Consider the following 19,487-nt stretch of genomic DNA (forward strand, 5'->3'; position numbering starts at 1 on the left):
CAGTGGTTGTCGCGCAACCGCGCCGTATCCGTCTGCTGGTCATTGCCAATGGCCTGGGGGTTGGTGGCACGGAGCGGCATCTGTTGCAGGTGCTGCCGCAACTCGATCGTGACCGTTTTGATATCCGCTTGCTGCTTATGCATCGTGATGGCGCGCTGGAATCGGCTATGGCGGCTGCGGGTATAGCCATTCATGGCGGGCCGTTCCGCCGCTTTCCATTGCGGCCCCTATTCGGCTTCATGCATGCGCTGCGCCTGCTGCGTGGCTGGAAGCCTGATCTGGTGCATTGTTTTCTGCCCGAGGCCTATCTGATCGGTGGTTTCGCTGCCTGGCTCAGCGGTATCGGGCCTCGGCTGATGAGCCGCCGCAGCCTGAATGATTATCAGGCCAAGCATCGCCTAGCGGGCTGGCTTGAACGCCGATTGCATGGTTGCATGACCGTGCTGCTGGGCAATTCCGCTGCCGTGGTGGCGCAACTGGCTGCGGAAGGTGTGCCGGCGGGGCGGCTTGGTTTGCTTTACAATGGCGTTGATCTGCCGCAGCCAAGTCATGCGCGCATGGCAGTAAGAGAGCGGCTTGGCCTGCGCGATGATACGCTGGTTATGGTTAAGGTGGCCAATCTGATCCCATATAAAGGCCATGCTGATCTAATCGAGGCGCTTGCCCTGGCGGCGCCGGCATTGCCGGCGGATCATATGCTGCTATGCGTCGGCGACGATACCGGCCACGGCCTGGCCTTGCGGGCGCTGGCCAAGGCGCATGGTGTTGCAGATCGCATTCTCTGGCTTGGCCGGATGGACAATCACCGCGACGTAGCTGCCTTGCTGAACGCAGCAGATATCGGCCTGCTTGTTTCACATGAGGAGGGCTTTTCCAACGCCGTGCTGGAAGGCATGGCGGCGGGCCTTGCCATGCTGGTCACCGATGTGGGCGGCAATGCAGAGGCTGTTGGTGAGAGCGGCCTCGTGGTACCCGCACGGCAGCCAGCTGCTTTGGCCGCTGCATTGGCGAAGCTGGCTGATCCGCCTTTCCGTTCGACGCTTGGTGCTGCGGCACATCGGCGCGCCGGGCACCTATTCTCGCTGCCTGCCTGTATCGCCCGCTATGATGCGCTCTATGCCGCGCTTGCCGCAGGTGCCTCAACGGAAGCGGCGCTGCAACGGATGCGGGAGGCAAGCTGATGTGCGGCCTGGCCGGTCTGATGGTTTCTGGCGGTGCCTCTCCCGAGCTACTGGGCAGGGCAGTAAAGGCAATGACTGCCGCTATAGCCTATCGCGGCCCGGATGGCGATGGGTATTGGAGCGACTCTGCTGCCGGCCTGGCCCTGGGTCATCGCCGGCTGGCGATCATTGATCTGAGTCAGGATGGCGCACAGCCGATGCTGTCCGCTTCAGGCCGTTTCTGCATCGTGTTCAACGGCGAAATCTACAATTACCAGGATTTGCGCGCCCGCCTTGTCGCCGCCGGGACGGTTTTCCGCAGTGCCTCGGATACCGAAGTGCTACTTGCCGGCTTTGAACATTGGGGTGTTGAAGCAACCCTGACACAGAGCAATGGCATGTTTGCTTTTGCTCTCTGGGATGCCCATAAGCGTCAGCTCACTTTAGGGCGTGATCGGTTCGGGCAGAAACCACTCCTCTATGGATGGAATGGCAATAGTTTTCTGTTCGCATCGGAATTACGCGCTCTGGAAGCTTGCCCGTGTTTTGATGCGCCGGTTGATCCAGCGGCAGTATCGCTGCTGCTGCGCTATGGCCATGTGCCGGCGCCTTATGTCATCCGCAGCGGTTTGCGCAAACTGCCACCGGGCAGTCTGCTCACTCTTTCTGCCGATGCCGTGCCCGGAATTCTGCCGCTGCCGCAAAGCTATTGGTCGGCCAGTGAAGCCGCGCAGGCCGGCCTGGCTGAACCCTATCGGGGCAACGAAGCTGCCGCCACCGAGGAACTGGAAGCATTGCTGCGTGATGCGGTGAAGCTCTGCATGGTTTCGGATGTTCCGGTTGGTGCGTTCCTTTCCGGTGGTATTGATTCATCCACCGTTGTGGCCATGATGCAGTCGCTCGGCGGGCCGCCGGTGCGCAGTTTCAGTATCGGATTCAGCGAGGCGCGTTTCAACGAGGCACATTATGCCCGTGCAGTCGCGGATCATCTCGGCACCAATCATACTGAACTCTATCTTGGCGAGGCAGAGGCTTTGGCCGTGGTGCCGCAGCTCGGCGCAATGTTTGATGAGCCATTTGCAGACTCGTCACAGATTCCAACCTATCTGGTATCGCGGCTGGCGCGAGATGCTGTCACGGTAAGCCTCTCCGGTGATGGTGGCGATGAATTATTCGGTGGCTATAGCCGCTACGGACAGGCGCAGCGTTTGGGCACCCTTGCTGGCGCAATGCCCTCGGCTTTGCTTGGGCTGGGCCTGGATGCGTTGCAGGCTGTGCCACCGGCCTGGCTAAATCGGCTGCGACCTCTGCTGGGTGACAGGATACACAAGTTGGCCGATCTGCTGCGCCCTGGTGACTTGTGCGGCCTATACCGCCATATGATGGCGATGGCGCCGGGCCAGCCGGGTGTGGCTGAGAATTATCTTGATCGACCGCAGGATTGGCCAGCGCTGGATCATCCATGCCACATGATGATGCTGCTGGACACACAGACCTATCTGCCGAACGACATTCTGGTGAAACTGGATCGCGCCAGCATGGCGGTGAGTCTGGAATCACGCGTCCCGCTGCTGGATCACCGGCTATTTGAATTTGCCTGGCGCCTGCCACTGACCTGGAAAATGGCGCCGGATGGGGGCAAGGCCATCCTGCGGCGCATATTGAGCCGGCATGTGCCGGCGGCATTGTTCGAGCGCCCCAAAATGGGTTTTGGTGTCCCATTGCAGCGCTGGCTCAATGGTCCGCTGGTGGATTGGGCGGAAGCCTTGTTGTCGCCTGCGGCCTTGGCAGAGAGCGGCATGCTGGATGTGGCTGGCATCCGACGGCTCTGGGCCGAGCATCGCGCAGGGATACGGGCCTGGCATAATCCGCTCTGGAGCGTGCTGATGTTTCAAGCCTGGCGCGCAGCCAGGCGTTAGGCTGGTGTCAGCGCGGCTGCTGGCCGAAGCTGCGCAGGGCAGCAATCAACAGGCTGAAGCTGGCGCCAAGCAGGCCGACCCACCAGCTATGCCAGGAATTGAATGAAACCAGGAAATAGCCCAGCGCGGTGATGAAGGCCGCTGCGGCCAGCGCGCGGGCCATCGGGGTCAGGGCAGCGTTGGTGATGCTGCGCCATATGGTGAACTGGCCAACAGCCAAGAGCAGGCCGCCGGGAACGCCAAGTTCGAGCCAGAATTGCAGGATGCCATTATGGGGGTGGCTGGGCACCTGCTCGCCACCGCTGGGCAGGAGGGCGTTGCCGCCTGGCAACAGGCGTGCGGCATCAATACCCCAGCCGAGCCAGGGGCGCTCGAAATAGCGCTCGATAACAAAATCCCAAACATGCAGGCGGTGCGCAGCGGAATAATGCAGGGTGGGGTAACGCTCCATTACATAATCCGCATCAAAGCGGCTCCCGAGCAGAAACGGTAGTGTCACTACAGTCAGGCAGATCAGCATGCCCAGTATGAACGACATCCGCCGGCCGCCCAGCCAGACAAACGCGAATGCCATCACGCCGGCGCCAAAGGCCAGTTTTGCAGTTACCTGTGGCGAAACATAAGCCGCGATAGCGCCAATGATGAACACGACCAGCGGCAGCCAGAGACGGCGCGTTGCCCAATAGGCCGCGAGCATGACCGGCCAGACCAGCAATGTGACATAGACGCCGGATCGAATGTTGATATTGGGAATCCAGTCGTTGCGCCGCTTGAGCCACCCGATCGTAGCGCGATAGACGCCGCCTTGTGTGGCCTGATCCAGCAGCAGCAAGCCAGTCAGCAGCAAAAAGCTGCCAACCAATATCCAGGCAAAATACCGTTTTGCTTCGTCGCTGGCCTCGGGCAGTGTCTGGGCCAGGCCCAGCAGGCAGAGCGCGGCGATAAGCATGCCGCTGAGCCCTTGCATCGTATCCAGTGAATTGGCGGCATCCAGCGACCAGGTGGCGCTGAGCAAGCCCAGAAAGATCCAGGCCAGTAGCAACTGGCTTGATGGCAGGGCCAGCACCAGTCTGGCCTGCCGTCGCAGCAAAATGATGGCGATTGCGATTACACCAGCCGCGCCGCCCAGACCGGCGAATCCCTTGCCGGCAAAAAAGACCATCAGGCAGGCTGCCGGCGCCAGCAGGGTAAAGAAGGTCAGAGCCTGTAGCTTGGCGGAATTCATGCCAGGCTCTCAGTCAGCAAGGCCACAATGCGTGCTGCCGCATCTCCGCTGCCATAATCCGGGATGTCTCGCCGCACGGTATAGTCCGGGCCACGCCACAGACGATTCCAGCCGTTTTCAACAGTCTCCACCCATTCCGTTTCATTCCGCAGCGTAACGCAGGGCTTGCGATGAAAGTAGGCTTCCTTTTGCAAGCCGCCGGAATCAGTGTAGACAATCACGCAATCATCAAGCAGGCGGGCCATGTCGAGGTAGCCCAGCGGTTCAATCACCTGAAGACCGCTCATACTGATACCAAATCGCTGCGCAGCAGCGACGGTGCGGGGATGCAGCGGCAAAATGATCGGCAATTGCTCGGCCTGCTCGCGCAAATAGCCGATCACCGTGCTCAATTGAGCCGCATCCCCGGTATTTTCCTCACGATGCACTGTCGCGATGCTGTAGCCGCCGGGCTTTTGGCCCAGCTTGTCCAGGATGCTGGAACGTCGCCGGGCCGCCTCGCGCGTCATCAGCACCGTGTCATACATCACGTCGCCCACAACATGCACGCCGCGCTCTATCCCTTCGCGGCGCAAATTCTCAGCCGCCTGGCCGGTGGGACAAAACAGCAGCTCACTGACATGATCTGCCAGCACGCGGTTTACCTCTTCCGGCATGGCTCGGTTGAACGAGCGCAGGCCGGCTTCCACATGCACCACAGGAATATGCAGCTTGCTTGCAGCCAATGCTGCGGCAAGGGTGGAGTTCGTGTCGCCATAAACCAGAACCCAATCCGGCTTTTCATCCAGCAGAACACGCTCTATTTCCGCAAGCATTCGGCCGGTCATTGCGCCATGGCTGCCGCCATGGATGCCGAGATGGTGCTTCGGAGCCGGAATGCCCAACTCCTGAAAGAACACATCCGACATCTGGAAATCATAATGCTGGCCGGTATGCAGCAGGATTTCCTCTGGACCATTCTGCTGCTGGAAAGCGCGGCTTACTGCTGCCGCCTTAATGAATTGCGGCCGGGCGCCAACCACGGTTATGCCTTTGCCGGTCCTGTTCTGCATCATCGAATTCCGATCGAGCCGATAAAATCTTCCAGCGCGGCAAACTGTTCCGCACGCGACAAGCCGGTTTTTGCCGTCTGCGGCGGCGCCGCAATGCCGCCGCCGCGTTTTTCGTTCAGCCATAGCCGCAATTGTTCGGCTATGGCTGCGGGATCATTCAATACCTTGCCCAGGCCGCGGTTGCGGATTAAGTCGGCGGCAACGCCATCTTCGCAGCCGAGCGTCAATATTGGCCGGCCGGCACCGGCATATTCAAACAGCTTGCCGGTGAATACACCATGTTCTCGTGGATCATTCCACAACAGAAGCAGCAGTATATCGGCATTGGCTTGTAATGATTGTGACTGACGCAGTGAAACCGGGCGCTGGATGCGCACACAATCAGAAACACCATGATGAGCCGCAGCCTCAGCCACGCCACGCAAATCCTGGCCATAGAAATATACTGTGATGCCGGCACGCTCGGGCCCAAGCAAGGCCAGCGCGGCAAATAGATTTGTCGGGTCGCGTCGCCCCGGATAGATGATGCCGGTATAGAGGATGCTGAGAGTGGCCGAATCCAGTTCTGGGGTTGGTGTCACAGCGGCATAGCCAGCCGGATCATAGCCGTTGAGGATCACAGCCGTGCGTTTGCCATAACGCCGTTGCAGGGAGTCCGCCAGCGGTTGCGAAACACTGACGCAGGCAAGCGCTGGCCGTAATACCCAGCGCTCAATCAGCGTATCGATGCCAAGCCGCCAGTCAGGTGTGTTGCCATAAGGATTCTCGGTGAACAGATCGCGATATTCGGCAATCCAGGGCACCTTGGCCATCTGACTCAGGCGGCGTCCGATCAAGTGATCGGTGAAGGGCAAGGCTGTTGAATAGATCAGGTCAGGCTGCCAGTTTTGCAGAAGGCGCTTGCCGGCCGCGACCGCCGCCGGATACCAGCCAATCTGGCCATCCGGAAACCCGATGATACCTTTGGCCAGATCAATCAGCCATTGACGCCAGCGACCGCGCCGCTGTGGCTGGGCGATATTCTGACTACCGCTGTCTGCAACACCATTGTCCTGGCGCAGCTTCTGGTAAAGCGCAAAAACATTGATCCAGTTGGTAGTGATAACCTGCTCTGTCGGAAAGCGGCTGGTCATTGTCTTGGCATAGCCAATCTCACTTGCGGTCAGCACCCGCACATCATGTCCGCGATCATGCAGATACTCGGCCAGCATGCCGGCGCGTACGGCGCCGCTTGCATTATAGGGTGGAAAAGCGAAGGCAATGAGCAGGATTTTCATGCTTCGGTACTCTCGAAATCCACCTCAAACAAGGTGGCCCAGCGCAGCAGATTCAAGCAACGCCACAAAGCCGCATCATGGCCAATATTTCCGTTGGCAAGCGCAAGCAGGCGATCACGCACCACGGGCGTGAAGCAGGGCGGCAATGGGGCCGCCAGACTTTCCCGAATATAATTGGCCAACGCGGTATCCTTGCCGAACCAGTTGGCCTCCGGGGTGACAAAGCCAATCTTGTCGCGGCGCTGTAGGATTGTATCCGGCACCAGGCCTTGCATGGCCTGACGCAGCACCGCCTTGGTGGTGCCATCGGCGGCGATCAGCAGTTCATCCGGCAGGCTGGTGGCGAAATCCGCCAGTGCAGTGGTCAGAAACGGCACACGATTTTCCACCGATACCCGCATGGCATTGCGATCGGCATAGCGTAGCAACATGGGTAGGCTGGAGCCGAACGTCGCATCTAGAAGCTGGCCTTGCAGCGGCGTTGCCCCGGGCCATTTCGCGGCTGGGCGTGCAGATACCGGGCCGAACCAGTCCGATGCCAGCCAGTCCGGCATCAGCGACCGGCCGATCAATTGCCTCAACGGTGCCTGAAATGCTGACGGCACCAGCGGTGCCAAGGCCATCAGTATCAGATTGCGGCGGCCTTCAGGCTGGGCGGCAAGCAGGGACAGGGCCTCGCCCCACCGGCCATGCCGCAGCAGCGCTTCCAGCTTGGCAGCACGAAATACCGGGTAGCCGGCGAAAAGCTCATCGGCGCCCTGGCCATCCAGTACGACCTTATAGCCGGCATCATGCACTGCCTTGAAGACATGCGCTTGCGCCCACATGCTGCTGGTGCCGAAGGGCTGTTCCTGGGATTGGATCAAGCCATCAAGTTCCAGGGCCAGATCGGCCGGGTTTAATGTTACCCGATGCACATGGCCACCGGCATGCTGCGCAACCTGCGCGATCCAGCGCCCCTCATCGATCTCGCTGGCCCCTGCGAAATAGCTGAACAACGGCAGCGCCGGTGCCTGCGGCTGAAGCATCCGCATGCCGCAAACTATACTGCTCGAGTCAATGCCGCCGGATAATGTGGCGGCCACAGGAACATCGGCAGTCATATGCAGGCGAACGCTGTCGATAAAAAGTGCGCGCAGCTCCTCGGCTGCGGCTGCGGCAGTCAAACCATGCCGCTGCTCACGCGACGGCTGCCAGTAACGCTGCGGGGCGATCTCGTTCGGCCGATCGAGTGAGAAATCAAGATAATGGGCCGGCGGCAATTCGCGGATATCGCGAAACAATGTGGCGCCTGCTTCATTGGTCACGGCATGGCGCAGATAGCGAAACAGGGCCTGGCGATCAACTTGGCGCGAAGCCGTGCCAATGGCCAAGAGCGGGCGAATTTCAGAAGCGAAGCTGAATTGTCCAGCCTTGCTGGAGTAATGCAGCGGCTTGATGCCGAATTGATCTCTGGCCAACAGCAGGCGATGGGTCTGGCAGTCAAGAAAGGCGAAAGCGAACATGCCCGTGAGGCGATTGAGACAGCCCACCCCTTCACGGATCAGCAGCTTGAACAATACCTCGCTATCCGATGTCGAATGAAACTCGCAACCCTGAGCCTGCAATTCCGCGCGCAGGGATGGGTAGTTATAAATTTCACCGTTAAACACCAGGGCGTAGCGCCCGCTGGCATCGGTCATAGGCTGCCAGCCACTGGGCGAAAGATCAACGATGGAAAGCCGCCGATGCACCAGGCCGACCAGGCCGGAGCCAAGTTTTTCCGGATCGCGGCCCAGCTTCGGGGCATTGCTCCGGTCCCAAAGCAGGAAGCCGTGATCATCCGGGCCGCGATGCTGCTGCACATCGGAAAGCAGCCGCAGTGTTCTGGCGGGATCGGAAAGGGCCCGGTTGGCAATAATGCCGGCAATGCCACACATGATCGATCAGGGCCTGCGCTGGCCGATATAGCCCACGCCGAGCAGGCGTTTGCCGATCAGTTCGAGATATTTTTTCGGTGATTGCGGCTTGGGGATGAAGCCTGCCTCCTCAAACCATAACGCCACTTCGTTGAAACCATGCTGATGTGCATAGCGCGGGGTGAAGGCATCGCGCAGGCCGTGCAATGTGTTGTGAAAACGCCAGCCAGCCGGGCGGCGGTCACGCAGCTTGATCAGCGGATGCAGCAGGCAAGTGATTAGAAACATCACGCCATTGCGCAGGAAGGCCGGGCTGCGGCTGAGCCAGGGGCGAAACAGACGATGGGTGGTGAACCAATAGAGCCAGATGATGAAACCACGCAATCCAGGCACCACATAGGCATCCTCGGTGGCGTAGAGCCAGATAAACAGCGAGCCGTCGGCACGCACGAAGCGGGTTATTGAATCAAAGGCTGCCTTTGTTGAATAGGTATGGTGCAAAACACCCTGGCTGTGCACATGTGCCATTGTGGCCGGCGCAAATGGAATACGGAACAGAGACGCCACCACCGGATGCACGCGGGGCGCATTGCGCAGGGTTTCGCCAGCCGCCACCAAAGCCAGATTGAGATCCAATGCGATCACTTCGGCATTCGGAAACAATTCGGCCAGAATACGTGATTCCTTGCCGAAGCCGACGCCAACATTGAGCAGCCAATCCACCCGCAGGCGCTCAATCTCGGTCATCTGTAGCCAGACATCGCGATGCAATGCGATCAGTTCATCATCACGGTAAATGAATGTTAGTTCATCGTCAGCCAGCCCGGCCCATTCCTCGGTGAAGGTTTGTTGCACTGATCGTTCACCGGGCATCGGCGGCAGGTTTGGCAATGTATAGCCGGGATGGCTGGCAAGCCGGCTTGCATATTCGGTAGCGAAAGCGGTGCTGAGGGGCGTGGGGAATGCCAGCAGGATAGGCACAAAATTCACGATCGGATACCACAGCTTGGCCTGATCATTTAACAGCAGGCCCGTGCGTATCGCCGAGCCGGAAGCCGTATCCAAGCTCTCTATAGTTTCGAGACGCAAGGGCGCGCCATCGACCGGGCAGCGCAGTAAAGGCAGGATTTTCGGGTCCATCGGTTCGGCTCAATCAGTTTTGGGAATGAGGGAGGGCGGGAATCTGGCGCACGACGCGGGCCGGAGTGCCGGCGATAACCACCCGGCCTTCGGGAAAGGAGTTTCGCACCACGCTGTTTGCGCCAACAATAGTGCCATCACCTAGTGTGACACCCGGCAGAATGACTGAGCCAAAGCCGATCCAGCAATTCCGCCCGATACGGATACCTGTAGTGGGCGGCGCATCGTCGAGATTCTCGATCGCATGGGTCTGGGAAACGATGGCGACATTGGCGCCCCAGATTGAGCCGCTGCCGATCCACAGCCCATCCGCAGCATTGATGTAGCAGCCGCCGCTGACGGCGAAGCTGCGCCGCACACGTGGGCAGTCGGCTTCGATATGCAGGCCCTGCGGATGCAGCACGCGCGTAGTGAAGTTTTTGTTCACCGGGCAGTCGCTGTCCAGGCGAAACAGATTCTGGAACAGCGTGTTGATCAGCCAGATGGCGAAGCCGGTACCCGGTGCGTAACCGAGCCGGCGCAGCAGCAGGGCTTTCATGTGGTTGGCGCTCCAGGGTGGTTGGGGCTGGCGGCAAACCAGCGTATCATGCAGCTAAGCGGGCGGTGCACTGCATTGGGCAATGTGGCAAGCTGGGGCAGTAGCCAGAGCAGCGGCACAAACCATTGCTGCTGGCGGGCCAGCAGCAGCCCGGTGAGCAGGGCGCAGAAACATATGGCCAGGCCGGCCACGGGGTTGTTGAGCGTGGCAGCAAGGGTGCAGCCGATGGCGAATAATCCGCCAATGGCAATCCGGCCCAGATCGCCAGGCGATGCCACATTGCAGGCGACGCGCCAGCTCAGCCACAGCAAGGGCAGCGCCATCGACCATACGGCCAGACTGGCTGCGAGGGCTGCGCCAAGCAGACCAAAAGCCGGAATCAGCAAAAGATTGCCAATGGTGTTTACGCCGGCAGCCAGAATATTAATCGCCACCACACGACCAACGGCATTCTGATAGGCCATCAGCAAAGGGCTGATGGTATAGCTGAGCACCTGCGCGGGCAGGGCGCCTATCAGCACCAGAAATGGTATCTCTGCTGCGGCGTATTGTGCCGGCCAGATTGTCAAGCCGGCCAATCGCACCAGAATCAGCGCCAAGGGCAGTAAAGCGGCAGCCAGCAATGCAGCGGCAGCAGCAAAACGCAATGTCTGCGTGATATTTGCGCTGGAACCGGATAGCCGCATGTCGGTCAGGCGCGGTGCAATCACGGCGGAATAGGCCATCAGGGCACCGACGATCAGGCTGTAGAGGCTGGTGCTCCAGGCATAGAGACCGGCTGATGGAATGTCCTGGAAATAACGGATCGCCCACACCCCCATCCAGGTGACAACAATGCCTGAAATCGTAGCGAAGGGCAGTTTCCAGCCATAGGTGATCAACTGCTTCAGAATGGCAAGGTTGAGCGGCTTTGTTTTCGGCGCGACTGCGGGGAGGCGGCATACAAGGTAAGCAGATGAAAGCATCCAGCCCGCCAATGCGCCAAACAGAAGATAAGCGCTCGTAGCCTGATGGCCCGACATGAAAAATAATACCGCCAGAAAAGGCCCCAGCTTGATCAATACCTGGCCGGCGCCATAACCGGAAAATCGATTGCTCGCCTGGCAGGCAAAACTGAACGCTTCAGTCAACACGATTGGAACTAATCCGCCCAGCAATATTGCAAGCATGAAGGGGTGAATGCCCAGAGCCTCGCCCCGATAGATAACCAGACACCATGCCAGCATTGAAACGACCATGACCAGGCCGCATTGAAACATCAGTGCGGTATTTAATGTCTGCCATACCGACCCGGTTGCATTGAACTCCTCACGCGCAAACCTGAAAATCGATTGGTTTAGCCATGAAAACACTAATCCGCTGGTGATCTGGAGCACCGACAGCAAAAGAGTGTATTCGCCATATACTGCTGGCGGCACGATGCTGGCGGTAAGGGCAACCGTGGCCGCAGCAATGGCGAAAGCCACGCCTTGCAAGCCGAGAACCTGGAGCCACTGCCAGAGAAGCTGCTTTTGCGCCATCAGGCGGCCCTTGGCTGCGGTGTGGCGAGCGCGGCTAGGCGTTGCCCCAATTCACGCGCATCGGTGCCAAACAGGGCGGTCTCTGCCCATATGGCGAATGACAGCAGCAGGCAGACCGCAAGATATGAATGGTCGATGGCCCAGGCGGCGCCAGCGCGGCTGAAAACGCCCAGTTCCAAGTAGCGTCCGCGCAGCAGGCATTCTTCCACTGCCGGGCGCCAGGGGCCACGTATCATATCATGCAGCTGGATGCCGTAGCCGAAACCGATCTTCGGTGCATGCACCAGCGTATCCGGCAAAACCTCGGCCAGATGCCGCTTCATGATCCATTTTGTGTTGCGGGCAGTATGATGGCGGCCGAGCAGCAAATCCGTTGGCAGCGCCGCGGCAAACTCCATAACCGGATGCGCCAGAAACGGCGCACGCAGCTCCAGGCCATGGCTCATGCCCGACATATCGCCAATCACGGCATGACCATGCTGATGGCAAACCATCAGGTCGCTATACATTATGGCATCCAGCAAAGTCTGCGGATTGCATTCACGGGCCGCCGCGGTGGCAAAGCGGCCTGGATCGTCATCGCGCCAGCGCCGGGCAAAATCCGGTGTTGCAAGCCGTTCAAGCAGATCACGGGCAACCAGGTTCAGGCTATGGCCGCGCCGATCAGCCAGCGGCAGCTTGGCTGTTTCGATCAGGCGTTTGGCCCTGGACCGGTAACGCTGAGGCAATAGCTGGCTCAGGCTTGCGGGCAAAGCCGCAGCCAGACCATCCAGCTTCTGTCGTAATGGCAGCCGCGCATACCCTGCATAGCCGGCGAAGACTTCGTCGGCGCCATTGCCTGACAAGACCACTTTCACTTCCTCCCGCATGCGGTGAGCCAGCAAATCGGCATACAGCATGACAAAGGACGACATCGGCTGGTCATAATGCGCGATCACTTCAATCGCTCGGGCCAGATCGATCTCGCCGGTATCGATATTGCGGTGATTGGTTTTCAGATATTGCGCTGCAATTGTGGCGCGGCGGAATTCCTCATCTTCCTGGCCGGGCTGTTCGCGCCCAATGCAGAAAGTGTTGATGCCGGCATCGGCCTGGCGAGCGAAGCGCGCCACAGTGCTTGAGTCAACGCCGCCCGACAGCATGACGCCAACCGGAACGTCAGCAACCAGTTCGCTGCGCACGGTTTCACCAATCAAAGCGCCATAATGCTCCAGTGCTTCGTCTGGCCTGTATTCGCGCCGCTTGCTGAAATCGAGCTTCCAGTAGCGCTCGCGCCGTGAATGGCCCGCCTGCCATACCAGCACCTCCGCCGGCGCCAATTGCTGGATGCCTGTATGGATGCTGTGTGGTGCGGGCAGGCTCTGATAGGCAAAAAGCAATGGGACTGCCGCCTCATTGAGGCTGAGGTCAACCCATGGCAGTTTGCGCAAGGCCTTGATTTCAGAACTGAAGGCAATCATGCCGTCATGTTCGGCATAGTATAGCGGCTTCTCGCCAACGCGGTCACGCGCCAGAATCAGGCGCTGCTGCTTGGCATCCCAGAGTGCGAAAGCGAACATCCCGGTAAGATGGTCGACACAGCGTTCGCCGTAGCGTTCATAGAGCGGCAAAATCACTTCAACATCGGTATCGCTCGAAAACCGATAGCCGTCAGCGCTCAGTTTGCGACGCAGATCGGCATAATTATAAATCTCGCCATTGCACACCATGGCCAGCGTGCCATCGGCATTTTGCATCGGTTGGGTGCCGCGTGCGGTCAGGTCGATGATGCTGAGGCGGCGATGCCCCAATGCCATATGCCGCCAGGTCAGCGTGGCGCCGCCATCGGGGCCACGATGGCGCAAGGCATCATTCATCGCCGCAAGCCAGCCTAGAGCAGCCTGTGGTAAATCAGGATTACTGGAAATGATGCCGTTGATTCCGCACATGGCCTACCTCAATCGCTGCCGCGTTCAGCGACGGCAATCAGGCCGGCCGACTGGCTGGGCAGCAAACGGCCAAGCCAGGCCATCAGCCGGCGGCCGATGCTGCTCTGTCCGGCAATGCGGCCCAGCGCCATATGCGGCATGAAGAAGCCTTCACCATGAATACGCCGGGGTTTCAGCCCGGCGGAGGCGAGGTCGGCGCCTAGGCTTTCAGCAGTAAAGAAATGTACATGATCCGTTGTGCGCAGTATCGATCGTTGCAGCAGGTTATTCCGCAGCCTGGCAAACAGGCAGCCTTCATTCGGCACGCCAATAATGATCAGCCCGTCTGGGCGCAACACGCGGCGCAATTCCGCCAATGCGGCCAGCTTCTCAGGCACATGCTCGATCACATGATTGCACAGGACAATATCAAAATGGGCATCCGGATATGGCAGCGCTGTGAGCGAGCCAACGGCCAGGCTGGCAATGCCGAGCTTGCCGGCGCGCTCAATACGTTTGGGATTGTAGTCAATGGCACAGAATTCAGCGGCAACAGCCTGCCGCGCCAATATTTGCGACAGACCTTGCAGATTGATGCCATCACCACAACCAGCATCAAGTACGCGCAGCTTTGCCGGCTTGGCCACGGATGCGCTGCGCCATTGCTGCAAGGCCTGTGAAAACAGCCGCCATCGCCCTTCAACCACGGCCCGCGTCGCGGCATGGTCGCATTGCAGATGGAATTGGTCGTCATTGTACCAATGAGCACGGTTGGGGTCATGGTTGCGTGCCGCTGCTGGGGCCTTGTTCGCGTCCTCGGACAGCCATTCGGCATAATGCCGGCGCTTTGTGGCCGATGCGGCATCCAGGCTGTGGCGGCTTACAGCAAGTTGCCTGGCTGTTTCGCCCATCCGCTTTGCTGCCACAGGGTCATTCAACAATTGCTCAACTCGGCAGGCGAGCGCCTTGGCATCATGCTCCGGCACCAGGAAGCCGGTTTCACCATTACGTACCAGCTCGGCATGCCATTCAACATCATATGCCACCACCGGGCAGCCGGCGGCGCAGGCTTCGATCAGGCTGAAGCCTGCCATGGTGCACAGGCTTGCCACCGATTGCTGGCGTAGAGCGGCAACATCTGGGCGCTGGATGAAGCCGGTGAATTCTACGCATGTTGATAGAACCGGATCGGCAGCAACGGCTGTTCTCAGCCTTGCCTCCTCACTGCCGCCGCCGGCAATGATCAAGCGAAAATCCTGCCGCTTTGCGCCAAGCAGCCGCGCCGCTGCCAGGATATCGTCGAGATAATTCTCATTCGACAACCTGCCGGCAAAACTGATGATGGCGCGCCCGTCTGGCTGCACGGCCGTTTGCGGCTGAGGTGAGGTAAACAGTGCAAGGTCAGCACCGTGCGGTATTACGCGGATTTTCTCCGGCCTGGCGCCATGCCGCAAAGCATAGGCAACCAGGCTTTCCCGGATCGGCAATACGCGATCGGCGCGCGATAGTACAAAATGCTCGATCAGGGTGGCGAGACGGCGCGATCCCATCAACGTGGGCGCACCAGCCTTGCCATCGAGTTCATAGCGCTTGTCGTAATCGGCATGGAGCGAAATTGCCAACGGGCGAGCGGAAATACGGGCAACAATCCAGGCCAGCAGACCGGAGAAACATGGGTCGGTGGCACGGATCAGGTCAATCTGTTGCTGCCTCACCAAGTTCACCAGCGCCTGTGCCGTGCGCACCAGATGCAGCGGCGCGAGCAGACGGCGCAACCAGCGCCGGCTGCGCGCCGGTGCAAACCAGTCGAGGCCAAATTCATGCACCTGATGGCGTTCGCTCAAATGATGCTGCCGGGTGAAGTGCGTGAACGGAAAGGCAAAATGCACGGCGGCAAAGAAGCCCTGTTCATCAAAATCACGCAACAGGTCGAGCACACCCTTGCGTGCCGATGATTCGTAATCGGCGGGCGCTACCACCATCAGGCGGGGTGCAGCGGGAGTATCCTGCATCACAGCTTCTCGGCGACGAAGCCGAGACGCCAGGTGACGAAGCTTTGGATGCGGAAGCGGAAGCGCTTGCCCCAGCGAATGGCATCGCCTTCATCTGCCGCCTCGGCATAGCTTGGCGAATAGGCGTCATAGAGATTGATCAGGCGATAGCCCTTGTCATCATGCGCGGTGATGCCAGGCGTGAAGAACGCCACCAGACGGCCGAGCACTGGCAAGTTGCGCAATTTATAAACCGTGTCACTGGCCAATACGCGCAGCACGGCCACAAGCATATCGTTGGGCAGGCGCATCATGATGTTGTGCAACAACTCGGTATAAAGCAGGTTTGCCATGCGGGCGATGAGCATCAAATAGGCCAGGAGACCGGTTCGGTACTTGTCTCCAAGCGGCAGCAATGGCCGTGCATAAATCCAGATTGCCAGGCGCTTTGCCTTGGCGGTAGCCCGGGCAGCTTCGCCGATGCAATCCTCAAGAAAACCTGAATGATGGATTGAGGCCAGCGCCATGGTGAAATCTGCTTTTTCAGTCTTTACCGGAAGGTATTTGGCATTTGCCTGCACAAAAACGATCCGGTCCAGGAATTCCGGATACCGTTCGGCAATGATGCGCCTGGCCACATCGACGCCGCGCGTCAGGTCGAAGGCGTAGACCCGCTTGGCACCAAGTTGCAGCAAGCGGATTGAATATTGTGCTGTGCCACAGCCGATATCGAGGCATATTTCGGCATCTTTCAGATCAACAAAAGCTTCGCCGTCTTCTTCAAAGAAGCGGATAACGTTGTGCACTTTGTAGGCTGCGGTATCTTTCTCGATGATTTCGTAATTATAGCCGTGCCCGTTATCCAGCGTGGTCCATTTGTAGTCCCACATCTGATTGTAGCTGGCGCCGCCATCGAGATGCAGCAGCCGCGGTATGCCATCCACCACCGGATAGTCCCGATTGCAGGCAGCGCAATGCAATTGATCCTCAGCATGTGTCAGATCACCCTTGCAAACCGGGCAGCAAAGAACCGAAAGATCGCGGGATTCGAACATGATGTATCGCTCGTTTGGTGAAGGCGCTGAATTCAGGATGTCGCCGGCGGGCGGGTGGCAATTCGGAGCAGGGGCGGATGCAGAAGCTGTTCGGCGGCCAGCCGCGCGGCCAGGCGATCATAGGTTGCCTGCGGCTCGGCAGCATCGGCGATGATGACCAGGTCATCGGGCCGCAGATCGTTGAGGTCGCGCAATACCGGCAGTGTCTGGATCGTCTGGCGGTTGGTTTTTGTATCGATCAGGCCGGCCAGCGGCAGGCCGGCCTCCTGCGCGCTGAGCATGGCGATTTCCGCCAATTCACCAATCCCGGCCAGAAAAACACGGCGGCCGACAAGGCCGGCCAAAGGCTGCATCAGGTCGTTGTATTCGCTGCGGCTCTGGCGGAAGAAATGCAGCGAGTCCGACAGATACTGCGAAACCAGCCGGCTTTTCTCGGTAAAACCCTGCGGTGTCAGGTAATAGGCAAACCGGCGGGCTGGCGCCTCGCTGACCTTGATATATCCTTTATGCACCGCGCGACGCAGCAGCGCATTGAGCAGGCCAACAGCGACACCGACGCGCTGTGCCAGCGATTTCTGATTGGCATTGCCGGTCTGTTCCACGGCATCCAGCAGGTCGAGCGTCTCGCGCAGGTGGCGTTCGTCGGCCATCAGCTTACAGCTTCGGGATACGGGGGCGAGCATCGTTCATGGTGTGAACAACTAAGCATTCACGACGTGAACGTCAAGCCGAATTGCGCCGCCAATATCTTCAGGGATCAAGGAATGTCGGCGCCGGCGGCTGAATAAAGCCTGAAAAGCCGGCTTTTTGCGATAAGAGGCAGATTGATATGCCAATGCCCCGGTACAAGGATGTCGGTAAAGCCATGGCGCTTGGCCAGTTCTGCCCAGGCCGATGCCTCGCGCTGCTGCCAGTTACGTTGCAGGCAGGGGGAGCTGACATAGTTGCAATCAGGATCGCGGCTGAAAAGATCGATGCCAAAAACGTCACGCAGCAGCGCATTCTGTGGCATTGCCTGTTCGCCAAGATAGGGCAGGGCGGTAACCGTGAGCGGATCAAAAAGCACCGGGCGCCGGGTCTGGATCTGGCCCCAAAGCTGTGGCGCCGCATAGTCGCCCGTGAAAAGCAGCAGGCCCGGCCGGGCATTGGCCGCCATCAGCACCGGCTCGGATTTGAAATAGGGCAGCCTTGCATCCATCTGGCGCCACAGGCCGGCGCCTTGCCAAAGAGTGGCGCCCAGGCCAATGGCGGCAGCCAAACCCAGTGATAGATGCGCATAGAGGCTTCTGGGCTGCCCGGCAGAAGCTCTTGCCAAATGCCAGATCATGGCGCTGCCGGTCAGAATGGGCAGCGCCAGCAGACGTAAAGCGGCTGGCGGCGCCTTGAAGCCGCTGACATGCCATGCCAGCAGCAGCAAACCGGCACCGATACCAGCGAGACCTGCAAGCCTGAGGCCTTGCCGCAGGCTGGCGGGCATGGTTTCAGACTGGCCCGCCCGGTGGTTCAAGGCCATGTACAGCAAGGCGGGTGGCGTGGCGGCCAGCAGCAGCAGGGTGGCGCTGGCGCCCCGTTCAGCATGGCCGGCCGGGAAAAACAGGATTGTCCCCGCCAGTCCGAGCAGCAGGATCAGCACCATGGCAAGTTCGGGCTTGCCATTTCTGCCGTGCGCCAGCAGGCCAATCAGGCCAGCCGCGAACAATGCTGCATTAAGATTGAGGAAGCGGTTCGGCATGGCGGAGAACAAGGCCAGTGGAATCCAGGCATCCGGCCAATGATAGACCGAGGTGGCAATGGCCCCGAGCAAGCCGTTTGCCAGCAGCAGCAGCAAGGCTATGCGCACACCACCAGCCAGATTGCGCCACAGCAACAAGGCACTGCCTGCTGCCAGCAGAATGGCGGCCAGCATTTCCAACAATGTGAGCGACAAGGTGATGCGGGCACGGTGGCCGTCATGCAGCCGGGAATAATCCAGGATTTCCTGCTTGTGCTGTGCATCCAACAGGGCCGGCGGCGTGGAGAAATACCGGTAATGCAGCAGAACGATCAAGGCGGAAAGGGCAAGCCCTGCAATGCCCCATAGCAAGGCCGGTATTGCTTTGCGGCCCAGGCTCGGACACTGCATCAGCAGCACAAGCGCGGTGATACCGGCGCCCCATGCTCCGACTACGGGATGCGTTGCCGGCAGCAGCCCGGCCAGCAAGGCAGCAGGATGCAGCCAGCCCATGGCGGCATAGGCCACCACCAGGCTGGTCAGGGCAATGGTGAAGCCGCCATAGCCATAATCATCCGGCGGCAGGATAATGGGATAGTTGAGGCCGCGCAGGCCGGCCAGACTGGCATAGATCAGCAATGGTCCCAGCAAGGCCAGGTCAAGCCGGCGGCAGAAAGCCAGTATCAGCAGGGCCCAGGCCTGAAAAGTGACCGCAGTGAGCAGGCCGCTGAACAGCATTGATACGGCACGTTCATCCAGGCCTGCCTGCAACAGCCAGGCTGCAACATAATGCTGCACAACCGGAATCTTCATCAGATACTGGAAACGCAGATTTTCGCTTGGATAGTCAACCAGGCCGGCAATGACCTGAGCTGGTTCCACGATTGCCTGCCACCCGGCTCCTGTCGCACCAAGCAGGGCGCCGGCTAATGCACTTATCAAGGCCGCCAATGTCGCATGGCCAGGGGCAATGCTTGTTGCGTTGGGCAAAGGCTTGGCAGGCTGCATCATGCTATATCAGTTTTACAGGTTTGTGCGGGCATTGGCTTGATAGCGTCAGGGCTGCGAGGGTTTGCGCAAATGGCCCACGCTTT

Annotated in this window: 14 protein-coding genes; 2 read left to right on the forward strand and 12 right to left on the reverse strand. The window is 59.5% G+C overall.

Annotated features, from left to right (window positions below):
• Positions 1-2 precede the first annotated feature (2 nt).
• Positions 3-1,181: a glycosyltransferase gene (locus tag KBB36_RS04590; protein WP_290977468.1), complete on the forward strand. Its 1,179-nt coding sequence runs from the start codon at positions 3-5 to the stop codon at positions 1,179-1,181.
• Complete coding sequence (gene asnB / locus KBB36_RS04595) at positions 1,181-3,079, forward strand: asparagine synthase (glutamine-hydrolyzing) (RefSeq protein ID WP_290977470.1); 1,899 nt, start codon at positions 1,181-1,183, stop codon at positions 3,077-3,079. Before KBB36_RS04590 ends, asnB (KBB36_RS04595) begins: the two co-directional genes overlap by 1 nt.
• A gap of 7 nt (positions 3,080-3,086) precedes the next feature.
• Here the strand turns inward: asnB (KBB36_RS04595) and KBB36_RS04600 are convergent, their stop codons facing one another.
• The 12 genes from KBB36_RS04600 to KBB36_RS04655 form a co-directional block, all read right to left on the reverse strand.
• On the reverse strand, positions 3,087-4,304 hold the full coding sequence (locus KBB36_RS04600) for an O-antigen ligase family protein (protein ID WP_290977472.1): 1,218 nt from the start codon (positions 4,302-4,304) through the stop codon (positions 3,087-3,089).
• Positions 4,301-5,359: a non-hydrolyzing UDP-N-acetylglucosamine 2-epimerase gene (gene wecB / locus KBB36_RS04605; RefSeq protein WP_290977474.1), complete on the reverse strand. Its 1,059-nt coding sequence runs from the start codon at positions 5,357-5,359 to the stop codon at positions 4,301-4,303. Before wecB ends, KBB36_RS04600 begins: the two co-directional genes overlap by 4 nt.
• The gene (locus KBB36_RS04610) at positions 5,356-6,633 is read right to left on the reverse strand and encodes a glycosyltransferase (RefSeq protein ID WP_290977476.1); all 1,278 of its coding nucleotides are present in this window, start codon (positions 6,631-6,633) and stop codon (positions 5,356-5,358) included. The genes wecB and KBB36_RS04610 overlap by 4 nt, the downstream gene beginning before the upstream one ends.
• Positions 6,630-8,552 (reverse strand): asparagine synthase (glutamine-hydrolyzing), encoded by a 1,923-nt coding sequence (asnB, locus tag KBB36_RS04615; RefSeq protein ID WP_290977479.1) that lies wholly within the window; start codon positions 8,550-8,552, stop codon positions 6,630-6,632. The genes KBB36_RS04610 and asnB (KBB36_RS04615) overlap by 4 nt, the downstream gene beginning before the upstream one ends.
• A gap of 6 nt (positions 8,553-8,558) precedes the next feature.
• Positions 8,559-9,671, reverse strand: a complete 1,113-nt coding sequence (locus KBB36_RS04620; RefSeq protein ID WP_290977481.1) for a methyltransferase domain-containing protein — start codon at positions 9,669-9,671, stop codon at positions 8,559-8,561.
• Between the two features lie 13 nt (positions 9,672-9,684).
• Positions 9,685-10,209: an acyltransferase gene (locus KBB36_RS04625; protein ID WP_290977483.1), complete on the reverse strand. Its 525-nt coding sequence runs from the start codon at positions 10,207-10,209 to the stop codon at positions 9,685-9,687.
• Positions 10,206-11,729 carry a hypothetical protein gene (locus KBB36_RS04630; protein WP_290977485.1) on the reverse strand — a complete coding sequence of 508 codons (1,524 nt, stop codon included), beginning with the start codon at positions 11,727-11,729 and terminating at the stop codon, positions 10,206-10,208. The genes KBB36_RS04625 and KBB36_RS04630 overlap by 4 nt, the downstream gene beginning before the upstream one ends.
• Positions 11,729-13,657 carry an asparagine synthase (glutamine-hydrolyzing) gene (gene asnB / locus KBB36_RS04635; protein ID WP_290977487.1) on the reverse strand — a complete coding sequence of 643 codons (1,929 nt, stop codon included), beginning with the start codon at positions 13,655-13,657 and terminating at the stop codon, positions 11,729-11,731. The genes KBB36_RS04630 and asnB (KBB36_RS04635) overlap by 1 nt, the downstream gene beginning before the upstream one ends.
• An 8-nt stretch (positions 13,658-13,665) precedes the next feature.
• Positions 13,666-15,648, reverse strand: a complete 1,983-nt coding sequence (locus KBB36_RS04640; protein WP_290977489.1) for a glycosyltransferase — start codon at positions 15,646-15,648, stop codon at positions 13,666-13,668.
• Entirely contained in the window at positions 15,648-16,682 is a 1,035-nt protein-coding gene (locus KBB36_RS04645; protein ID WP_290977491.1) for a methyltransferase domain-containing protein, read from the reverse strand. The genes KBB36_RS04640 and KBB36_RS04645 overlap by 1 nt, the downstream gene beginning before the upstream one ends.
• 32 nt (positions 16,683-16,714) lie before the next feature.
• Entirely contained in the window at positions 16,715-17,332 is a 618-nt protein-coding gene (locus tag KBB36_RS04650) for a winged helix-turn-helix transcriptional regulator (RefSeq protein ID WP_290977493.1), read from the reverse strand.
• A 107-nt stretch (positions 17,333-17,439) separates the two neighbouring features.
• Entirely contained in the window at positions 17,440-19,275 is a 1,836-nt protein-coding gene (locus KBB36_RS04655; protein ID WP_290977495.1) for a hypothetical protein, read from the reverse strand.
• Positions 19,276-19,487 lie beyond the last annotated feature (212 nt).

Origin of the sequence: Ferrovibrio sp. (assembly GCF_017994015.1) — a bacterium.
Lineage (GTDB): Bacteria > Pseudomonadota > Alphaproteobacteria > Ferrovibrionales > Ferrovibrionaceae > Ferrovibrio.

Bases quoted from the DNA above. Each gene is read 5' to 3' on its own strand.
- asnB (WP_290977470.1), top strand. From the start codon at position 1,181: ATGTGCGGCCTGGCCGGTCTGATGGTTTCTGGCGGTGCCTCTCCCGAG.
- KBB36_RS04600 (WP_290977472.1), bottom strand. From the start codon at position 4,304: ATGAATTCCGCCAAGCTACAGGCTCTGACCTTCTTTACCCTGCTGGCG.
- wecB (WP_290977474.1), bottom strand. From the start codon at position 5,359: ATGATGCAGAACAGGACCGGCAAAGGCATAACCGTGGTTGGCGCCCGG.
- KBB36_RS04610 (WP_290977476.1), bottom strand. From the start codon at position 6,633: ATGAAAATCCTGCTCATTGCCTTCGCTTTTCCACCCTATAATGCAAGC.
- asnB (WP_290977479.1), bottom strand. From the start codon at position 8,552: ATGTGTGGCATTGCCGGCATTATTGCCAACCGGGCCCTTTCCGATCCC.
- KBB36_RS04620 (WP_290977481.1), bottom strand. From the start codon at position 9,671: ATGGACCCGAAAATCCTGCCTTTACTGCGCTGCCCGGTCGATGGCGCG.
- KBB36_RS04625 (WP_290977483.1), bottom strand. From the start codon at position 10,209: ATGAAAGCCCTGCTGCTGCGCCGGCTCGGTTACGCACCGGGTACCGGC.
- KBB36_RS04630 (WP_290977485.1), bottom strand. From the start codon at position 11,729: ATGGCGCAAAAGCAGCTTCTCTGGCAGTGGCTCCAGGTTCTCGGCTTG.
- asnB (WP_290977487.1), bottom strand. From the start codon at position 13,657: ATGTGCGGAATCAACGGCATCATTTCCAGTAATCCTGATTTACCACAG.
- KBB36_RS04640 (WP_290977489.1), bottom strand. From the start codon at position 15,648: ATGCAGGATACTCCCGCTGCACCCCGCCTGATGGTGGTAGCGCCCGCC.
- KBB36_RS04645 (WP_290977491.1), bottom strand. From the start codon at position 16,682: ATGTTCGAATCCCGCGATCTTTCGGTTCTTTGCTGCCCGGTTTGCAAG.
- KBB36_RS04650 (WP_290977493.1), bottom strand. From the start codon at position 17,332: ATGGCCGACGAACGCCACCTGCGCGAGACGCTCGACCTGCTGGATGCC.